The organism is Filimonas zeae, assembly GCF_014641615.1.
GTDB lineage: Bacteria > Bacteroidota > Bacteroidia > Chitinophagales > Chitinophagaceae > Filimonas > Filimonas zeae.
Genome location: NZ_BMIB01000002.1, coordinates 423096 through 443831 on the forward strand (window position 1 = coordinate 423096; position 20736 = coordinate 443831).

17 protein-coding genes are annotated in these 20736 nt (G+C 46.2%); 7 read left to right on the plus strand and 10 right to left on the minus strand.

Annotated features, from left to right (window positions below; genetic code table 11):
* Positions 1 to 2: 2 nt before the first annotated feature.
* A complete protein-coding gene (locus IEY13_RS08540; protein ID WP_188951565.1) occupies positions 3 to 971 on the minus strand; it encodes a Rossmann-fold NAD(P)-binding domain-containing protein in 969 nt (322 codons plus the stop codon).
* Between the two features lie 292 nt (positions 972 to 1263).
* On the opposite strand from IEY13_RS08540, the gene IEY13_RS08545 reads away from it, so the two are divergent.
* The 3 genes from IEY13_RS08545 (at position 1264) to IEY13_RS08555 (ending at position 3812) form a co-directional block, all read left to right on the plus strand.
* Positions 1264 to 2010: an SDR family oxidoreductase gene (locus tag IEY13_RS08545; RefSeq protein ID WP_188951566.1), complete on the plus strand. Its 747-nt coding sequence runs from the start codon at positions 1264 to 1266 to the stop codon at positions 2008 to 2010.
* 102 nt (positions 2011 to 2112) lie between these two features.
* Positions 2113 to 3057: an MBL fold metallo-hydrolase gene (locus tag IEY13_RS08550; protein ID WP_188951567.1), complete on the plus strand. Its 945-nt coding sequence runs from the start codon at positions 2113 to 2115 to the stop codon at positions 3055 to 3057.
* Positions 3058 to 3089: 32 nt separating this feature from the next.
* Positions 3090 to 3812, plus strand: coding sequence for an ester cyclase (locus IEY13_RS08555; RefSeq protein ID WP_188951568.1), 723 nt, complete (start codon positions 3090 to 3092; stop codon positions 3810 to 3812).
* 227 nt (positions 3813 to 4039) lie between these two features.
* Here the strand turns inward: IEY13_RS08555 and IEY13_RS08560 are convergent, their stop codons facing one another.
* A complete protein-coding gene (locus IEY13_RS08560) occupies positions 4040 to 4609 on the minus strand; it encodes an RNA polymerase sigma-70 factor (protein WP_188951569.1) in 570 nt (189 codons plus the stop codon).
* A 142-nt stretch (positions 4610 to 4751) separates the two neighbouring features.
* A complete protein-coding gene (locus IEY13_RS08565; RefSeq protein ID WP_188951570.1) occupies positions 4752 to 5660 on the minus strand; it encodes a helix-turn-helix domain-containing protein in 909 nt (302 codons plus the stop codon).
* Between the two features lie 166 nt (positions 5661 to 5826).
* Between IEY13_RS08565 and IEY13_RS08570 the strand changes: the two genes are divergently transcribed.
* The 4 genes from IEY13_RS08570 to IEY13_RS08585 all read left to right on the plus strand — a co-directional run bounded on the left by IEY13_RS08570 (position 5827) and on the right by IEY13_RS08585 (position 8149).
* The gene (locus IEY13_RS08570; RefSeq protein WP_229687792.1) at positions 5827 to 6144 is read left to right on the plus strand and encodes an Atu4866 domain-containing protein; all 318 of its coding nucleotides are present in this window, start codon (positions 5827 to 5829) and stop codon (positions 6142 to 6144) included.
* A 12-nt stretch (positions 6145 to 6156) separates the two neighbouring features.
* Complete coding sequence (locus IEY13_RS08575) at positions 6157 to 6648, plus strand: hypothetical protein (RefSeq protein ID WP_188951571.1); 492 nt, start codon at positions 6157 to 6159, stop codon at positions 6646 to 6648.
* An 85-nt stretch (positions 6649 to 6733) separates the two neighbouring features.
* The gene (locus IEY13_RS08580) at positions 6734 to 7498 is read left to right on the plus strand and encodes an SDR family oxidoreductase (RefSeq protein WP_188951572.1); all 765 of its coding nucleotides are present in this window, start codon (positions 6734 to 6736) and stop codon (positions 7496 to 7498) included.
* Between the two features lie 66 nt (positions 7499 to 7564).
* The gene (locus IEY13_RS08585; protein ID WP_188951573.1) at positions 7565 to 8149 is read left to right on the plus strand and encodes a TetR/AcrR family transcriptional regulator; all 585 of its coding nucleotides are present in this window, start codon (positions 7565 to 7567) and stop codon (positions 8147 to 8149) included.
* Between the two features lie 55 nt (positions 8150 to 8204).
* Here the strand turns inward: IEY13_RS08585 and IEY13_RS08590 are convergent, their stop codons facing one another.
* The 7 genes from IEY13_RS08590 to IEY13_RS08620 form a co-directional block, all read right to left on the minus strand.
* The gene (locus tag IEY13_RS08590; RefSeq protein ID WP_188951574.1) at positions 8205 to 9764 is read right to left on the minus strand and encodes a S8 family peptidase; all 1560 of its coding nucleotides are present in this window, start codon (positions 9762 to 9764) and stop codon (positions 8205 to 8207) included.
* A 10-nt stretch (positions 9765 to 9774) separates the two neighbouring features.
* A complete protein-coding gene (locus tag IEY13_RS08595; protein ID WP_188951575.1) occupies positions 9775 to 12501 on the minus strand; it encodes a M16 family metallopeptidase in 2727 nt (908 codons plus the stop codon).
* A gap of 84 nt (positions 12502 to 12585) precedes the next feature.
* Positions 12586 to 13164 carry a TlpA disulfide reductase family protein gene (locus IEY13_RS08600; protein WP_188951576.1) on the minus strand — a complete coding sequence of 193 codons (579 nt, stop codon included), beginning with the start codon at positions 13162 to 13164 and terminating at the stop codon, positions 12586 to 12588.
* Between the two features lie 3 nt (positions 13165 to 13167).
* Positions 13168 to 14421: a TlpA family protein disulfide reductase gene (locus IEY13_RS08605; RefSeq protein WP_188951577.1), complete on the minus strand. Its 1254-nt coding sequence runs from the start codon at positions 14419 to 14421 to the stop codon at positions 13168 to 13170.
* 2 nt (positions 14422 to 14423) lie between these two features.
* On the minus strand, positions 14424 to 15617 hold the full coding sequence (locus IEY13_RS08610) for a DUF4369 domain-containing protein (protein ID WP_308421153.1): 1194 nt from the start codon (positions 15615 to 15617) through the stop codon (positions 14424 to 14426).
* Between the two features lie 21 nt (positions 15618 to 15638).
* Positions 15639 to 17081 carry a RagB/SusD family nutrient uptake outer membrane protein gene (locus tag IEY13_RS08615; protein WP_188951579.1) on the minus strand — a complete coding sequence of 481 codons (1443 nt, stop codon included), beginning with the start codon at positions 17079 to 17081 and terminating at the stop codon, positions 15639 to 15641.
* Between the two features lie 28 nt (positions 17082 to 17109).
* The gene (locus IEY13_RS08620; RefSeq protein ID WP_188951580.1) at positions 17110 to 20733 is read right to left on the minus strand and encodes a SusC/RagA family TonB-linked outer membrane protein; all 3624 of its coding nucleotides are present in this window, start codon (positions 20731 to 20733) and stop codon (positions 17110 to 17112) included.
* Positions 20734 to 20736: the final 3 nt, after the last annotated feature.

Here is a 20736-nt window from a genome sequence, read left to right on the forward strand (position 1 = left end):
TGTTACCTCTGTGATTTGTCATAATGCGCACTGTAATATTTTATCGTTTCCCGTACAGGTTCCATCCAGGAACTACTGTTTTGCAAAACAGGTTGCTCTTCCTCCAGGCTGGCATGCAGCTGATACGATGTACTGAAACAATTCAACCGCCATCTCACAGCCAACCGGTTCCGGCAAAAAAGCGTCAGCAGATATATCTGCCAGCTGCTGAGTACAATTATCTTTCTTTTTATACCGGTAACATGGCTTATCAGGTCGCGGAATCCCCTTACTGTCAGCCGGACACCACCAGCATAGTGAAACACCCGGAACGGCAGGGCAGCATCTATCTGAATCATACGAAAAATAAATGCCGCCACATCCCCGGCATAAGCAAACGGTATAAGCACATCCGCATTTACCGGAAAACACACAGGCATTTTTCTTCTGCCAGGCAGGAACAGTTGTTCAATCTCCCTGTCCGTTGCATTGGGTCCCCACAACACGGGAATACGCACAATCATTACCCGGCATTGTAATTCAACGGCCGCCTGTAATAACAGGTCCTCCATCTGGGTTTCCAGATCTCCGAGCGCTGTTACCGGCCGCGGCAATGTCTTCTTTGTAATGAGCATACCACCCTCATACTGACATATATTACCGGGGTAAATCAGCAGCAACCGGTGCCGTACCGCAATACTTATAATATTTGCCATTAGAATTGCATAGTGCTTCAGGGGCATCAGGCGCCGGGAACACCGGCCCATGAAAACATACTTCTTATGCCTTACAGCACCCGTAAGTGCTACAGGATCTTCATAACTGCCATACACCAGCGATACCAGCGGAGAACAGCGTAGCTGCTGCGCAACATATTCATCCGACTGAACAAACAGGGTGAAAGCGATATTTTCTGACAAAAGATGCATCGCAAAGGCATAACCAATACCACTGCCTCCGCTCAGGATAACATAATCAGATTGTACTTCCATCGTGACAGATATGTCTGTTTAGGTAAAGCTTCCGCTTACACCAGCAGCATGCCATATTTACAACCGGATGAAAACCAACTGCCTTAATGATATCCTTCCCACCCCACAACGATACTTCGTTGCTCCTGCAAATCAACCACGATATTCCGTTGCTGCAATAGATGCAATATCTGCGGATTATTACCGGCAGAACAGCATTGTTTGAAATTCGTAATTATCCGTTTGAACGATATAATTCAGTAGCACCAGACCCGTGATAATTTTACATCATTAATAATTAAAACCATAAATTATGAAAACAGCATCTAAAGTTGCATTGATTACCGGCGCATCCAGTGGTATTGGCGAGGGAGTAGCCAGATTGTTAGCTGCCAACGGTGTACGGGTAGGCCTTGCTGCAAGACGTACCGGCAAATTGAACAGCATACTTCAGGACATCATCAAAGCGGGCGGAGATGGTATTGTTATTGAAATGGATGTAACCGACCCGGAAGCTGTTAAAGCAGGCGTGGAAGCGCTGTACGCGAAGTATGGAAAGATGGACATTCTGGTGAACAACGCCGGTATTATGCCTTTATCTGATGTGGAAACCCTGAAAGTAGATGAGTGGCATAAGATGGTAGATGTAAACATCAAGGGCACACTTAACACTACTGCTGCGGTTCTTCCTTACCTGATGGCACAGAATTCCGGCCACATTTTCAACCTCTCTTCCATAGCCGGCAGAAAACTGTTTACCGGCCTGAGTGTTTACTGCGCCACCAAACATGCGGTTGCAGCCTTCTCTGATATCATGCGGATGGAACTGGCTCCGAAGTACAAGATACGTGTTACTTCGCTGCAGCCCGGTGCCGTGGCAACAGAGCTGTATGATCAGATCACGGATGCAAAATACCGGAAGAACATGGATGATCTTTCCAGACAAATGACCTTTCTGACTCCGGAAGATATTGCACAGAGTGTACTGTATGCTTTGCAGGCTCCCGAACATGTAAACGTATCAGAAATATTTATACTGCCCACAGAGCAACCCTGGTAGTACCGGCAGGATGACCAGACAGCGCGCCCGTGACAGCCGCTACGGGTGCGCTTTTCAACCCATACCACCAGCAGTTTCTTTACCCGATACACAATTCTTTGTATGAAACAACAATCATCATTTTTATCCTGTCTCCTCCTGGCAGCCTGCCTTTGGGGTCATGCCCGGAAACCGCTGAATCAGCCGGGGTACTACAAAATCCGCGTTGGCAGGTTTGAGGTAGTGGCCCTCAGCGACGGAACTTTCACGGCCGATGTGCACAGCATTCTGAAAGAAGCTGACTCCACTGAAGTGAGCAGGTTACTGCACAGCGCATTCCTGAATGACACGACAGAAACATCTATCAACGCCTACCTGATCAATACCGGCACCCGCGTACTGCTGGTTGACGCCGGTGCCGGTTCAAACCTGGGCAGCGGATGCGGGAAACTGCTGCAGCATCTCCGCGATGCAGGCTACAACGCTGCAGATATCACAGACATTCTTATCACACATATTCATATAGATCATGTAAGCGGATTGTCAGATACCAGCGGACGAACATTCCCGAATGCCACGCTGCATATTCATCAGAAAGATCTTACGTTCTGGCAGCAACATGCCACACCGCGTGCAGACGATACCTGGGGCATCCGCTTAAACCGACCGGGCTATCAGGCGGTGATACCCTATCTAACGGCAGGCAGGGTGCATAGCTTTGACTCCACCACTGAACTGTTCCCCGGCATATCAGCTGTAGCGTATAACGGACATACACCGGGACATACCATCTACACCCTCCGGGACGGGGAAGAAAAGATGGCATTCTGGGGTGATCTGATCCATGTAGCAGCCGTACAGTTCAGCAATCCGGCAATTACCGTAGCGTATGACTCTGACAAAACCCTGGCAGTTACCCGGCGGCAGCAGGCATACAGCGATGCTGCGCAGAACGGCTATCTCGTTGCAGCCAGTCACATCTCCTTTCCAGGTGTGGGCAGAGTAAGCAGATCAGATAACCGCTATACCTGGTATCCTGTGAATTACAGTATTTACGGCAAAAACTAAACGCATCATTACCAACATTAAATCTCAATAACATGAAAACAGCCTTTGTTACATTAAAAGCAAAAGATCAGGAATCAGCCGATGCACTACAGGCCTCACTATTTACACTACAACGCCTGAGCGTGAATGAACCCGGCATCATTGCCTATGAAATTTTCCGTTCAGAAGATGAGCCTTTACAGTTTAACGTACGGGAAAGCTGGAAAAATGCAGCCGCCTTTGAGCAGCACTGCAACACCCCGCATCTGGAAAAATTTGTAAGCGATACCAAAGGATGGCTTACAGAACCTTTCTCCGCGCAGATGCTTACTGAGGTTACAGAGCGCCCGGCAGGTACTTCCAATGCAGCGATTATCCAGGGCCTGTATGATGCGGTAAACAATAAAAACCTGGACTACATTCAGAATCTCGGAGCAGATTTCAGTGAGTGGCTGGATGTTCCGTTTAACTATACCACAACAGGTAAAAATGCTATCATTGACCCATGGGTGAGTTGGTTCGGTATCTTTCCGGATGCCACCTGCGAAGTAAAAAGCCTGACTGCGTTTGGCAACACAGTTATTGCACAGGGCATTGGCAGAGGCACCCATAAAGGTGACTTCCATTCACCCGCAGGATTATTAAAACCTTCCGGAGTAGCCATGCAGGTAAACTTCTGCGATGTGTACGTTTTGAAAGACGGCTGCATCCTCCGCGCTGATTCCTATTTTGACTTTTATGGTCTGCTGAAACAGCTTGCACCGGAAAAAATGTAAGTACAGCATGGTGCGGCATTTTGCCGCACCATTTTTTTGGCGGCTATATCCTCAGTTCCGGGCACACTGCTATCCGGTTCATGATAAATGTATCGTTGATTGCGGGAGAACTGCTCATTACTAATTACAATGTCAAAGAACTTTTTGTTCCTGTTCACGGTATGCATCCACTGCACTTTCATTACAGCCAGTAAAAAACAGAAAATCCCTTAGCCGGGGTAAAAAAATCAAAGAAAAAAAGAGGAGATATTACCAAGATCATCGCGCAGCTTTTTCCTTGCTTTGGCCAGATGCGCTTCAACGGTTTTTTCAGAGATGTCCATCTGCCGGGAAATTTCTTTCTGGGATAACCCGTGTTCGAGCTTCAGATGAAAAACAATTCTGCACTTTTCCGGAAGCTCATTAACTGCCTCCTGGAAGCGGGCGTATAACTCGTTAAAATCTAATGTATGAAGCGTTGCCATGTCGGGTATATCGGAATAACCGGTTGCATCCGCAGAAGCAACTACCCCTGTTCTCGCCCTTCTGGCAAGCCGGTTAATTACCTCAAACTTAACAGCAGCGGCGAAATAATGACTGAATCCTTTCTGCAGTTCCAGCCGATCTCTGCGACGCCATAAATTGCTGAAAATATCCTGTACCACCTCTTCTGCTTCCCGCTTGTCGTTCAGTCTTTTGCGGGCCATGATGTACAGCTTGTCCCAGTACCGGCTGTAGATTTCACTAAACGCCGGTTCGTCATCGGATTTAAGCCGAATAGCCAGTTCTATATCACTGAGGGTACCTAAAGAGGACATATTGTTTGCATCAACACCCTGCGAAGATACCAACTATTTGGTACGGGTGCCCGGTAAGTTCCATCCCCGCAAGGAAACGGGAATGGAACTGATCTCCGGCTTCAGCACCTGCCTGAGCGGCACCGGCCTTCTGCACGGCTGATTAACCCGCGTTGCGAAACCTTGACGGCGTGGTTTCTGTGAGCTTTTTAAAAAAAGTATTGAAATGAGCAGGCTCTTCAAAACCGAGGCAATACCCTATCTCTGCCACAGGCCAGTCGGTATTCTTCAGCAATGCTTTTGCCTCGCAGGCCAGACGTTCCGCAATCAGTGCAGTGGTTGTTTTACCGGTCGTTTCTTTAACCGCCCTGTTCAGATGATTGACGTGAACACACAACTGATCTGCATAGTCTTTTGCAGACCGCAACTCAAACCGCTGCCTGGTGGAAGCGATGGGAAACTGCCGCTCCAGCAGTTCATTAAAAACAGCAGCGATACGGCCGTTCGCGTTCTTAGGCTGGAAAAGCGTTTCAGTGGCCTCCATTTTCATAGCAAAATGAATCAGTTCCGTTACATAGCTTACAAGGAGGTCCTGTTTAAAACGGTATCCGGAATTTACTTCCGCTATCATCTTCCTGAAAATACCCGCCGCAAAAGCTGTTTGTTCTTCATCCAGTATATAGGAGGGTTTACCACCTATAGCAAACATCGGAAGATCACAGAAACTGCTTCTAAGCTTCTCCACGAAAAATGCGTCTTTAAAAATGCAGAAGTATCCGCTGTTTTCTTTTGATACCGCTTCCCACCGGTAGGGTACTCTGGGATTAAAAAACATCAATGAACTGCCTTTCACATGCAGCGTTTTGTCTGCATAGTGAAACAGGTTTTCTCCGGTGATGAGGCTGATTTTGTAGAAGTCCCTTCTTGCATATTTTATGGTTACTTCTCCACCGGGGGTTACTGTTTCTTCAATATCAAAGACGTTGAAGTCCCCTATCTCCTGCTGAATGTCTGATGGCGTACCGGAAAACTTGTGCCGGTAAAATTCTTCTAAGGTTTCTGTAACAGTCATAATGATGAGTTATGTAGCAGGTCAAAATTATAAAACCAGACAATTGGCGTTTTTTAATTTTTATTGTTTGAATTATGTAAGTTCTTGTCATTTTCTTACAAACATGCCTCCTGACAACTGCAGTAATTTTGTGTTATCACATTTGAATACAACAAAAACAAACGTTATGAAACAAACAGATCAGATCGCATTTTCTGCCGGCATTGTAAAGAATACTACTATGAATGACAAACAGACCATAGAATCTACAAAGGAGTATATCGGTATGTGGGTAACCGCCGATGGCTATATCCGTCATGAATTGCTGCCCGGCAACCGCTATGACGAAGCCCGCGGGAACCGGAAAAGCGCTTATCAGGGATCGTACCGTGTAAGTGGTAATAAAATTGACTATAAAGATGATACCGGTTTTACCGCTGATGGCGTTTTTAAAAACGGTATCCTGTACCATGCAGGAATGGTATTGTATAAAGAGAGAAAGTAAAACCAGTCTTTTATGAATACTTCTTTCCCCAAAAGCAATGATCCGTTCAGGGATGGATTATTGCTTTTTACCAGATTAGCCGTTTTTAAACCGGAAGAATATCCTGCTATTCCCTTTAAAGCCTGGCAAACAGCCGTACGCAATAGTTTTATCATCTGGCTCTCCAATGACGGAGACAAGTTGTGTATCAGCTATCAGCATAACCAGGTATCAGTTGGCAAACAAGTTTCAGCGCCTGTACAAAGCGGATATATCTGCGTGTTCAAGCAGAACTTTCTGCCGGTGATCATGAAAAAAAATATTTCACAGCTGGAGGTTTTCAGAAAAAAAGAGCCCTGTATCATCGACATCACCGCCGGGCAGTTCCGGGAGGCGCTGCAGATATTCGTGCAAATGCATCAGGAAACTAAATCTTCCTATGCTTATAAATACCATCTCATCCGCAATCAGATAGCACAGCTGATACACCTCGGCATAAAAGCCAGCCAGCCCCCATCCGTTTGATAATTATTCCACAACAATAACGGAACATTCATTCCAATTACACTAACTTTACGGAACGTTTATTCCATTATTAAAAAAAATCAACATGGGCAGGCTTACAGACAGGATCGCAGTGATCACCGGTGGTAATTCCGGAATCGGATATGCAACAGCAAAACAGTTTATTTCAGAAGGAGCAAAGGTGATCATTACAGGGCGTAATCAGCAGGCGGTTGATACAGCAGTAAAAGAACTCGGTGAGCATGCAACCGGTTTTGTTGCCGATGCAGCTAATGTAAAGGAAACAGAAGCCCTTGCCGAAAAAGTCAGGAACCTTTATGGTAAGGTAGACATACTCTTTGTAAATGCAGGAGTATTCTTTGCAGAACCTGTTGGCAGCCTTACTGAGGATTCGTATAACCGCATCATGGATGTCAACTTCAAAGGCGCCATATTTACCACAGAAAAATTTATTCCACTGCTTGCCAACGGCGCATCTGTAATTCATTTATCTTCTGTAAGCGCTTTCGCAGTAGGGGCGGGAACAGCCGTTTACGCAGCCAGCAAAGCAGCGTTGAACGCGTACAGCCGTACAGCCGCTATTGAACTGGCGGGGAAGAAAATACGCGTCAACTCCATACTACCCAGCATGGTGGATACCGCACTTTCTGCGAAAGCAGGTTTTCCGGAGAGCGCAATTGCAGAAATGGATGTTTTTATGAAACAAAAAATGCCTTTTAAACGCTATGCACAACCCGATGAGGTTGCGAAACTTGCTGTATTCCTCGCATCTGATGATGCTTCGTTTATATCCGGCACTGAATATGTTATAGACGGCGCCGTTACCGTGAACGAACCATTCAGAGGTTAATTTTTCCCCTTAACCGGAACAATTGTTCCGGTTAAGGGGTTATTTTCGTTTCCCGAAATCAGTAATATGGCAAGAAGTAAAGTATTTGACGAAGAGCTGGTGTTACGCAATGCCATGAATCTGTTCTGGGAGAAGGGATATAATGCCACGTCAGCGCAGGACCTTACGGAATCTCTGGCTATCAGCAGGTCAAGCCTGTATGATACCTATGGAGATAAACACTCTCTGTTTATAAAGGCACTGAGGCTATACCGTACAGAACGCTTTGACAGCACCATGAAAGAGGCATCGGAAACCCCGGATGCAGAAGCCTGGCTGCGCATGCTTTTTGAATCGGTAAAAGCAGATGCGCTGGGCAGCGGTTCTGTTAAAGGTTGCTTCATGGTAAACACTGCTGTGGAACTCGCGGCGTCTGACACAGAAGTGGCAGACATTGTAAACAACATTATGGCAGACTTTGATGCTGCTGCGCGGAAAGTCATAAAGAAAGGCCAGGAGAACGGCACCATCACAACCAGACATTCCGCCAGAGCACTGGCACGGTTTGTTTTTAATGCATTAAACGGAATACGGGTAACTGTTAAATTCAATACCGGTAAACAGGTGTTTGAGGATATTATTGCCGTATGCCTTTCTGCATTAAAAGCGTAATCCGGAATCCCCTTACAACAACCAAACCCTCTGTTCATACAGGTAAAGCGGCGCGTTAACGCCCGCTGTTACCTGCAACAACAGATGCAAGCCTGATTGCCTGATAAGCATTCACCACTCCTCCTGAAATACACAGGTAAGAAAGATCAACACGGCTTCCGCGCAGCATCAGATCATGAGATGGCTTCACTACAGAATGCATAATGATGTCTTTCACCTGTAATGCAGTCAGTGTGGGAAAATATTCCATTATCAATGCGGCAATCCCGCTCACAACGGGGGCGGCCATACTGGTACCATCGTGATAGGCATACCCCGAGCCGGGGGTACAGGAGTAAATAGCAGTACCCGGAGCAAAAACATCTACTGTGTGTTTACCGTAATTTGAAAAAGACGCTACAAGGTTGGTGCTGTCTTTTGAAGCCGAAGCTCCTACTTCCAGCCATGCTCCGGCTTCTCCACCAGCTGCATACCGCCTGTTAGGAAAGTTGGCGTTCACATCAAGATCCAGATGATCGTTGCCAGCTGCGTGCACAATCAATACATTTCTGCCCATCGCATACTTAACGGCTTCGTCTACTACCCTCTTATCCGGAGAAAGCGGCTTCCCGAGACTCATATTAATAATGCGGGCACCGTTATCAACGGCGTAGCGTATAGCATTGGCAATGTCTTTATCCCGCTCATCACCATCCGGCACAGCGCGGATCGTCATCAGGGCAACATTGTCTGCAATACCGTCTATCCCCTTCCCATTCAGCCTGCCTGCACCAATAATACCTGAAACGTGGGTACCATGCTCAGGGTCGGGACCGTTAACATCAGCGCAACCATATTGACGTTCTACCACATTGGCAGTATCGTCCCCCACCAGATAACGCGGCCGGTAGTCCATATTCAGCGCGTACTTCAGCATCCTGTCTGCCACCTCCAGCCTGTCGTTCACCACCTCTTTACGATACTCCTCAAACGTATAACCCTCATCAAAAGCAGCCATCATCATTCCTCTAATGCCAACTTCGGCCTCATTCCGGGGCTCATATGCTGCAATATCGTCACGACTGAAAGGAGATTTTCCGATGCGGGAGCAGATACTATCAAAATAACCGCCGATATCAAGCGCCCGTGCCCGGGCTGCATTGGCTTCCTTCCATTTCCTGTTGTACAGCATACGCAGCTGCCGGTAAGCGGCAAGGCCGGTTGTATCTGCCGGAACCTGGCCCCTGACAGCAAATGCAGGATTGGCGTTCCGGAGCATACGCGTTACTTCCAGATTTTCATAATGGACATTGCCCTTTTCTGATCCCAGGAAGCTCCACCCCATTACATCGTCCGCATACAGGTTAGCATCGTCATCTTTTTTATTACCTTTTTTTTCTCCGGAATTAACCCAGAGAACGCTTTTCAAATCCTCATGAGTAGTATCTACACCCGAGTCAATGACTGCTACTATCACCTTTGTGCTTTTTTTCCCCTTCAGTAAGTTGTATGCTTTTTGCGTACTGATTCCAAACAAACTATCATCAGATAAATCTTTATGCAACCATCCAGGCTGTGCGCATAACTGCAGAAAAGCTGTAACCGTACCGAGCATTAACAAGCATATATATTTCATTTCAAAAAATTTAATTATTGTTCTTTTCAGTTTCAGGCATCAGCACAAACTGCATATAGTTGGAGCCATTCATACACTTAACAGCTGTTTCCTGTATATCCTTCTGCGTTATGCGCTTTATAATCTCAGGATAGGAGTATATCTCTCCAAACGCCTCTCCGTTCTGCACCTGCCTTTCAAGGTACCCCATCCAGAAAGCGTTCGATGTAAGTTGCGTTTCATTCAGCATCAGTTCTTCTGCCTGATACTTCTGCAGATTTTCTCTGGATGGTCCATACTGCACCATGCGGCTAACCTCTTCCCGGGTAGCTGCAATCAGCCTTTCCACATTTTCCGTGGAACAGCCAAATCCGATAGAAATGCTATAACGGCCGGATGGCAGTTTGGAAACATTCGCGGAAACGGCAGGGGCATATACTCCACCCTCCTGCTCCCGTAGCCTCTCCAGCAGTCTTATCTGCAAACATTCTTTTAGCGCTGAAATGTGCAGGGCATTTTTTATTGTAAAATCGCAGGCACCTGAGTAAATTATTCTCACAGCCACTTTATTCTCTAATCCTCTGTAATACGTTTTTCGTATAACACCGGACGGCATGGATAGACCCAGATCACGGGCCTGTTCAAACCTGTACAACGACGGCAAAGAGGCAATGTACTTTGCCACCAGCGGGCGAATGCTGTCTACGTTTATACTCCCCGCTATCAGAAACGTAAAGTTAGAAGCGTCGGCAAACCTTTCCCGGTATATGCTCAGAGATCTTTCCGGACGTATCTGTTTCAGCTTTTTAAGCGAAGGCCCCGTACGTCTGATGTTGTTTTTTCCCAGCACCGCTAATACCGAATCCTGGAAGTTCTGTCCGGGATCCATCCAGCGGTTCATCATAGAAGCTTTTGCCTTTGCCATCATTCCATTAAAGACCGTAGTATCCATACGCGGGCTTGTGAATGTAGCATGCATCAGAAGCAGCGCAGATTCCAGATCTTCTTTTGTTGATGCCCCTCTGATTCCCTGGGCCCGCTCCGTGATAAATGGGCTGACCGAGATTTGTTTACCTGCCATAAAAGACTGTATGCCATTCTGATCAAGATTGCCCACACCAAATGAATGGATAATATTTGCGGCTTCTGTAGCCGACTGAAAGTCACTGTCACTATAAAGAGAAGTTCCTCCGGCAGCATAAGCGCTTATCAGTATTTCGTTATCCCTGAAAGCAGTCGGCTTCAGAATAACTTTTGCACCATTACCAAGTATCAGTGTAGTTATTTGGGTTGTGTCATCATACAGTTGCTTAACAATTTCCCCCTGTGCAGGTAAACTGTCCAGTAAAGCAAGCGCAGATTTTTCTTCCTGATAAGGCGTAACGTCAGCTTTTTCCACCTCTGCCATCCATCTTACAAAAGCAGCGCTATCCGGCAGCAAATGAGCATCTTTCTCAGGCGCCAGCAACAGCAGGTCCCTGTTGGCCGCAGAAAACACAGACTTCGCATATTCCGAAATCTCTTTTGAGGAAATAGCAGGTATCATGTCCTTGGAAATGCGGTACTCCTCCTCTATCCCGGGCGCAGCTTTTTCATGAAGAAACACACCGAGATAATCGTTCATAAGCACATCAGAAGATTGCTTTCCCTTTTCCAGGAACGCAGCGCGCATTACCGTCAGATAATCCCTTTTAACACGCTCAATCTCTTCCTCTGTAAAACCAAACTGCACTGCTCTTTTGTTTTCAAGCCAGAGCGCTTTAAACCCTTGTTCAATTGCTCCGGGCCGGGCAGAAAGATTCAGCGAGTAACTGTCCAGACCACCTATAAACTCCTCCACGCCTATTTCTCCTTTGATAAAAGGAGCTGTGGCAGACATATTCAGGCGATAAAGACGCTGTGCCATCAGCCGGTTAAATATTTCCCTTACGAGCCAGGCACGATAATCATTTACGGTTTTCAATGCAGCACGTTGGTGCTTTATCAAAACACGCACCTCGGTAGATGCCATTTCCCGGTCTGTAACTTTTACAAAATGTGACTCCCCTGTCAACGGAATCCGGTAAGCTGTTCTTTCCCGCGGACGTGCCGTAGTTTTCAGGTCGGAAAAAAGAAGCTTTACCTGCTTCTCCATCAAATCCACATCCACATCTCCCACAATGATGATTGCCTGCAAATCAGGCCGGTACCAATCCCTGTAAAAAGACCTGATTTCCTGCGGACGGAATGTTTTTAATACCAGTTCGTTCCCGATAGGCATGCGGTAAGCATAGCGGGAGTGATTCAATATAACCGGCCAGTACACCCGCTGCATTCGCTCCTGTGCACCTTTGCCCAATCGTTTCTCCTCCAGTATCACCCCTCTTTCTTTATCAATTTCTGCTGTTTCCAGCTGCGCCTCCTGAGCCCAGTCTCTGATTACCTCAAAAGCCTTTGCCACAAGTACCGGATTGTCTGAGGGAACAGGCAACTTATACACTGTTTCATCAAATCCTGTATAAGCATTCAGGTCAGCGCCAAAACGAATCCCGGATTTTTGCAGGTAATCTACCAGTTCATTTTTTTTAAAATGGGTAGTACCGTTAAAACTCATATGCTCCACAAAGTGAGCGAGGCCCTGTTGCTTATGTGTTTCCAGAATGGAACCCGCCTTCACGGCCAGATAGAACAAAGCCCTTTTCTCCGGCGAATTATTGTGGCGGATATAATAAGAGAAGCCATTGGGCAGATGGCCCGTCCGCACTTTTGAATCCAACATCAGCTCTTGTGAGCAAACATGCAGCATGCCTGAAACCGCCAGCATTACAACAAGGCAGGCCCTATATAAATAAAAGTTCATTAATTATTCAATTATTTGCGTCAATAAAACCTCCCGGCCGCCTTTTTGAAGCTTCATAGCGGCGTTAATAGTAAATTTTCCGGAGAGCAGCAACTGAACAACGGACTCATTAATACTTGCCGGTGTTGTTATCCAAACCAGCGTGTTATTCATAACTACAAATGTTCTCGGAAGCACAGAAGTACCGGAAGGCTTTAGCCATTTTTTATCAAAGTCGCTACCACTTCCACCTGCGAAGGCAAAATTGAGCGTATAATGAGGCCACCTGTTCTCTATAAAGCTCCTTACTTTCTTTATATCATCCTCCATAACGCTTTGTGCAATAAATACAATGTTCTGTCTGTATTTTGTACTTAATGTATCCAGATGAGGCATTGCCTCAATACATGGCTTACACCAGGTAGCCCAAAGCTCAATAATGTATATTCTGGACGAATCAAATGCAGTAAAGCCCCTCCCTTTAATCCACTCTACATCAGGATACAGCGCCACTTTCTCCCCTTCGTCCAGATAATAACCCTGCGCGTGGGCAGACATCCCGGCAATAAGCACATGTATGATAAAACAGATAAAATACTTCATAGTCTATTCCGGTTTACGGGAAAGTTCAATCATTGTAATAAGTTCCTTAACAAATGGCTCTGCGCCCGGAAAGCCTATCGTTCTAAACCGCATAACCCCATTTTTATCCAGTATAATTTTTGCAGGCAGCGGAAAAGCATTGTACGCATCAGATACTTTATGGTCTTTATCATACCATATAGAAAAGTGGTATCCCCGTTTTATCTGGTACTGTCCAATCCAGCTAACGATATCCGCCTTCTTCTCATGGGTATTAATCAGAAGAAACACAACGTTGCTGTCATTTCTGTATTTATCAATCACTGACTGCAGGGGTCTGAACGATGCCAGACAGGGGATACACCAGCTTGCCCAGAAATCCATCACCACCACCTTTCCTTTCAGATCGCCCGCACTCAGCCCGCGGCCGGAAGAATCATACAAAACGAACGCCGGACCAGGCAAATCCAGCATGTCGCGTCTCAAAGCAGCCACATAGGGCGATTCCCAGGCGACTTCATTTTTTGCCGCCAGGGCTGCCAGAGAATCATAATACAACCGGAATGAGCGGCCTTGCTTACTGATGTCTCTTCTGAAAATGGCTGCCAGTGACCGTCGCAGATAGTCAGCCGTATCCCCGGCAACGATACGTGCGGTTATAAAGGAATGCACTGCTTTGTAATCTCCCGAACTGGCAACGGCCACATAGTACAGATCATCAGGTAAACCCGACAGTACTGTTCCATTAATGGAATCGGTACCCTGACTGAAATAATAACAGGCAGAATCAAATTTTTCCTGCTTTGCAAGTATAAAGCCCATCATTCTGTTGGTAAGCTTCCAGCCCTTCAGAGCATTTTTTCTTTGAACTTCTGTAAGCGCTGCCGCCTGCTGTTTGCCGGAAGCGTAAAACGCCTTTTCCGTGAAATCTCTGGCAACCTGCATATGCTGCCCATTCAGAAAATAATACTTCGCCAGCATCAGATATGCTTCCGCCCTTGCATGAGTGGAATCCTTTACTACTGCGGCTATTGCAGAATCCGGCAAATCGAGCACCAGTGCGCGGTTAACTTCAAATTGCAGCTTCTGAAAGGGCGTCATCGGGACCAGCCCGATGACGCCTTCTGTAGGCTTAACAAAAGGCACCTGCATCACTTTCGGTGTATCTGTCACAGTAGCTGCTGCCTGTGGAGGCTGCGCATTCAGATTAGTAATGAATACCAACGCTATGGCCAATACGCAATGCTGACGGACAATCCGGTTATACAATGCACACATAACTATTTATTTATTGCTTTTCTGATATCACCAACAGGATCAACTGCCATATTTATGTCCCTGAGTATGATACGGCCGTCGGGACCAATCAGATGCAATTGTGGTATCAGGCCGAAACTCAGATCATAAGCTTTCGCAACGGTACTCACCGGCCTGTTGTTTATTATACCATCCCTGTCTATCAGGTTTGTCCAACGGTTCATATTTGCATCTCTGAGAATTGCGTTCCATTCCGGTCCGGGGCCATTATAGAACACAGATACGATATGAAGACTATCACCGGCCAGTTGCTTATATATTCTGTTAAGCGCAAAGGAAAAACTTTCAAAAGGAGAAAAATTCCGGTACCAGAAACACAAGGCAACATATTTTCCTCTGAACGAGGAAAGTGCCACTTTAACACCAGCTGTATCGGGTAATGAAAAATCAACAGCAAGCTTTCCGGGCATTAATGACCGTGCAGTTTCCATTCTGCCAGCCAATGCCTTACCTGTCGCAGAGTTTCTGATCCGGGCAGAAAACTGCATAAATTCAGGCTCTACTTTATTCACATCGATTACTGCCGGCGCAACTTTTCTTAACCAGAGAATAAATGCAACAAAGCTTTCGGGATGTGTTTTAATAAACTCCTGCTGTACATCCTTTCTCTTCTTCGTAAGCTTCGAACCCTGTTCCATTACCTGCTTTAAGTTGTCTTCATCTTCCTCCAGCGTATACTTCTGGTACAAACTATCCAGTTTTTTTCCTTCATCGCCAATCAATTTCAGTTGGCCCATTAAGGTCATATATTCCTGCTGAGAGGGACCTCCCTTCACTTCAGAACCAGTCAACCCGGCATTACCGCTCAACTCTGCCACCACACCCGGATCAAGGAAAAGCTCCTGCTGATCCATCTGAAGCCCCATCCCCTTCTTATCAGGGTTCAACACAAGACTGGCATGACAGGGCTCTGCGATCTTTTTTTCCCAATAAAAAATACCGTTTTTAACCGCTGCAGAATCTTTGGTATAACTGTTATCTGCATTCTGCACAGATATAAATACCATCCCATTCTGATCCGCCCCTAATCTTCCCTTTATACTGCAGGCCTTTTGAGCCTGCAGTTCTTTTCCAAGGGGAATGAGCACAACCCAAAACATGATTTTTCTGAGCATAGCTCTCCTGCCCGGTCTGCACCAGTGAATTTTCTCTACCATATTATTTTGTCTTTTATTTCATTAAGGATTATCCTGGAATGCAGGATTGCTTTGTAACAACACCGGTGGCAGCTTCATCACCAACCGCTCAGGTTTAAGTGTATATATATCCTGTGTACCCGTAGTTCTGAACAAAGTATGCTGATGGGTTACCGAAGGAAAAACGGGGTCAACACTCATTCTCCTCATATCGTCCCAGCGGTACCCCTCCTGTGCAAACTCCCTTTGCCTTTCCTCAAAAATGAACCTGATTAAGGCAAACTGATCACCTGCGGTTGCAGATTCAATCTTCGAGTCTGAAGCCGGCATGCGCTTGCTCCGGAGAAATTCCACATCGCTAACAGCACCTGGAAGATCATTTAACCGTGCTTTTACTTCTGCACGCAACAGATACAGTTCTGCCATTTGTACGCCGATGAATACATATTTAAGCGCATATTTTCTGATTCTTCCACCAGAAATGACTGCCCCGCTGGAAAACTTATTGGAATACAACTGTAACCGCAGGTCCGTAGACTTAAATAACGCCTGTGTCTCATGGCTTAACACAAGACCGTCGCTGCTTGTACCCGTGCCGGTAGACGATCCACCAGTAGCGGTTCTGGCCAGCACACATTCTTTCATATCCGAAGGCGTATTACCCGGATATTTCGGGCCAAAAAAAGTAATAGGCAAAAAGCTGCCACCAGCTGCCAGTGTTACATTGTAATCATACAGTGACGGGGCTGTTGCCCAGGAGCTGATTGCCAAAAAGCAATTATCCAGATGTTTTAGCGCCTCAGCAGGCATTCCCATATACACGTATACTTTCCCCAACAATCCTTCTGCAGCGGCACGTGACATCCTTGTCTGAATGGCATTCTGAACCGGCAGGTCGGGTATGGCAGCATTGAGATCGCTGATAATAAAGTCATACATTTCCTGAACGGTTCCGCGGGAAAAATCATTTCGGGTTACATCAGCGGTTGTAATTACAGGAAAGCCAGGATCAGTTGCAGCAGTGGCCTGAACATAGGGTTTTGCATACAGATTAATCAGCTGAAAATTCAACCATGCGCGGTTTGCCAGCGCTTCTGCCCTCAACGCACGTTTTTGCGTTTCAGTACCTTCTGAAGAAGACATCACCTCAGAAGCAGTTTTATTGCACGCATAGATGTTCGCCATCAGAGATGCCAGCTCGCGCGGGTTATCCGTCGGTTTGTAAACATCAGCAAGCCATTGAAACATTGACTTTGTGGTAGCGAGGGAGTATTGGAATTCAGTTTCTTCCGCCGCCACATCATCGCCCATTACCAGACCCGGAAAGCCAAATGTATAATCGTACATATTAACACTGTTCATCAGCAGGTCATAATCAGCGGTCTTAGTTGCAATGAGATTTCCTTTGGGAGTAATCTCCAGGAAACTTTTCCGGCAGGATGCTGCAACTGCAAAAAGCAGCAGCGTTGTGCAAATAGTTTTCATATATCGTAACATAACTGTAACCATGGGATTAAAAATTAACGTTGAGGCCAACACTATACGTGTGTTTATAGGGAGGAATGAAACGGATTCCGGAACTCAGGTCGTGATACTCGGGATCAATATTGAGCGAATTCTTCCTCCACACCATAAAGTTTCCTGCCTGTACATACACAGACGCCGACGCAATTCCCGCCTTATCCAGCAGTTGCCGTGGAAATTGCCAGGAAAGCGTAACATCACGCAGCTTTATATAAGACGCACTAACTACATTGGTATTGGCATACCTGTAGTAATCCAGGTTTCGTGTAGAAACGAAAGGATTTTCTGAGGCAACATATCCCGGTATGTCGGTAGTAAGTTCATCTCCGGCTTTCTGCCAGCGTTTCAGCAAATCCGGATGCAGGTTGCCCGTAAAGGTTCCCGGATTACCCATTATCCGGCCTGTATAGAAAGAATTTATATCCTTTCTCATTACGTGGCCAAGGTTATACACCATGTTGCAGGTAAGTGAAAAACGCCTAAACCGGAAATTGTTTGAAAAACCACCGTTGAATACCGGTACAGTGGTTCCTGCATACACCACATCATCTACCTGAGCAGCATTGGGGCCGGATGTTTTACTGCCATCAGCTTTAATGATCTGAGGGTTACCCGCGTTATCAAGCCCCGCATACCGGTAAGCAAATAGCGGCGACATCCTTAACCCCTTCAGATAAAAAGCACTCACCTTCTCTGCTGCAGTTGTAGGAGCAGGTGATGCTCCCTGATAGGAAACCAGCCTATTATTATTGTAACTGAATGTGAGCGTTGTATTCCACTCAAACAAACGCTCTCTTACATTTACAGATTTCACCATTGCCTCAAAGCCTTTATTTACCAGTTGCCCTATGTTGCCATTTATTTTATAGTACCCGGTAAGGATATTGGCCGGCATTGAACCCAGCAAATCAGTGGTATTCTTATAATAAAAATCAAGACTTCCGCTGATCCTGGATTTTACTGCAGCAAAGTCCAGACCGGCGTTGTACGTTTTAGTGGATTCCCAGCTTAACAAAGGATTTGACGGCAGATTAACGCGTACGCCTGTACCGGCTACAGCGGGATTCATGGGGAATTCAACCACGAGAATATCATCGATAGCTGCGGAACCGGTATAGGGAGAATTGCCCGTGATACCATAAGTAACCCTTAAAGCCAGGTTGTCTATCCATTTAGCCGGTTGTAAAAAAGATTCCCGGCTCATATTCCATTTGCCACCGATGCTGTATACAGGCTTATTCTGAGCAGACGTACTGGCTCCAAATAAGTTACTGTGATCAACTCTCCAGCTTACATCCAGGTTATACTTATCATTATAAGTATAACCAGCCAATGCGAAATAAGATTCATATCTGGATGTTTCTTCGTGTCTTGTCATTGTCTGGTCAGAAAGCACACTGCGAAAGCTGGACACGGCACCTATAATTCCCTTGCTTAACACTCCGTAATCTATATAAGGACTTGTCTGCAGATCGTAATTATAGCCCCTCGTAATCATATTGGTACCATACATGAACGTTTCCCTGGCCTCGTGGCCTGCCTGCAGAGATAAACGATCCTTATTGTTTCGCAGCCGGGTGTTATAGATCAGCTGGTTGCGGACTGTCCAGCTGCGCTGTTCATTGTATGTTTGCGTATACGTTCCGCCGGTAAGCGGCAGATAATATACCGGCACAGAAGCGGCGGAAGGCGCCACCGTAAAATCCAATGCCTGCCTTCTTACACGGTAAGCATCGTGATCCATATAATCATACGTAGTTCCCGGGGCCTTTTGAAAGCCATAAGTGCCTTGAAAACTGAGGCCTTTCATCAGTTGTATAGTGATATCTCCTGTGATATTGGCAGCAATATTATTGGTTCGGCTGAATCCGTCATTTCTCTCGCTAACGGGATCATAGTCCAGATTAATTCTGCTGCGGGCCTGATAATCTGCCCGTGTTTCCGGTGTAAGGCCCTGAACAAAATTCATTTTCAGACTCCTGCCCTGTTCATCCTGAAATAACTGATAAGGAATAAAACTATTATTGCTGAAATCGGGTAAATTCACAGACTTACGCACAGTATTATTCAGGCTGGTGAATAAAGATGCCTTCAGCCATTTTGTGATGGTCATATCCTGGTTAAGGGTTATCCGGTATGTCTTATCAGATTGTCCCACACCGAAAGCATGAATATCTGTGTAGGCAAGAGATCCGTAAAATGCATAGTTGGCGGACCCGCCAGACACGGATAAAGTATGATTGGCCGTGTAAGCATTCCGGAAAAATAAGTCACGGATCTGAGACCGGTTATCAAGCCCAGCGAGGCTATCCAGCGCTTTAGTTACCTGGTCAGCGGTCAGCTTCCCTCTGTAACCATCATACATAATCTGATCATGGGGAGCCACATAAGAGGTACCCAGCGTTGCATAAGGAAACTGAACAGGATTGAACAATTGTTTAGCTACCGTGATATACTGACTGCTATTCATTACATTGGAATATCCCTGGTCCGGCTTGCCCATAAAGTTGACAAATCCGTTATAGCTCACCTTAAGTTTGCTGCCCCTGTTACCGGATTTGGTGGTAACAACTATTACTCCATTTGCGGCCCTCGCACCCCATATAGCCGTGGCAGCTGCATCTTTCAGCACGGAAATATCAGCTATATCATTAGGGTTAATTGTATTAAAGTCAACAACAGGCAACCCATTTACTACATACAGGGGGTCTGTTGATAGTGCCACACTGCTCTGGCCCCTGACAAGACTTTTTTGCGTAGTGTTGCCGTTACCATACCTTGAGCTATTAGCACCTCCGCCGGTGTTCACTACCCCGGAAGTTCCGGAAACAACCGTTAAACCTGGCACCAGTCCATCCAGACGGGAAATTACATCCATACTGCCGGTCCGTTCCTCAAACACCTTCATATCAGGCTTTGCAAAGGAACCTGTAGCACGCTCCCTGCTTAATTTCTGGTAACCGGTTGAAACAAAAACTTCTTCCATTTTATTAGCTGCCGGCTTCAGCCGCACCGCATAAATCTGATTAGCGTTTACAGCAATAGTATCAGATTCATAGCCAATAAAAGAAAAAATAAGCTGTCCATCAATAGGTACATTCATCGCCATAAACGCACCATTGTCAGCTGTTACTGTAACGGCTCCGGTCAGCTGTTCCGTAATGGAAGCACCGGGAAGTGGCCTGTTATCCACCCCGGATACGGTGCCGCTGATCGAAATGGTTGGAGCGGCGGCGGCAGGTCCGCCCACCGTTTCGGTTACAGAATTGCCCTCCGCTTTGCTACTGACAACAATTACCCCGCGGGTAATGGTATATTTTACCGGCTGTCCGGTAAATATTTCGTTCAGCGCCTGTTCAATCGTTACATTCCTCAGTTTTACCGTCACGGGCCGGCAGTCTTTAATTGTCCGTCCATTATAAAGAATGCGGAGTCCGCTTTTCTCTTTCAGCTGCTCCAGTACAGCCGCCATTGGCTGCCCTTTAACAGTAATAGATATATTGTTCTGCGCTTTTGCAGAAACAGAAAACAAAAAAAACAGCGCGAGGATGAATATCCCCCTGGCAGCGGACATACGATATTCCGTGCTGTTGTAAGAGTTAGTTTTGTACATTTG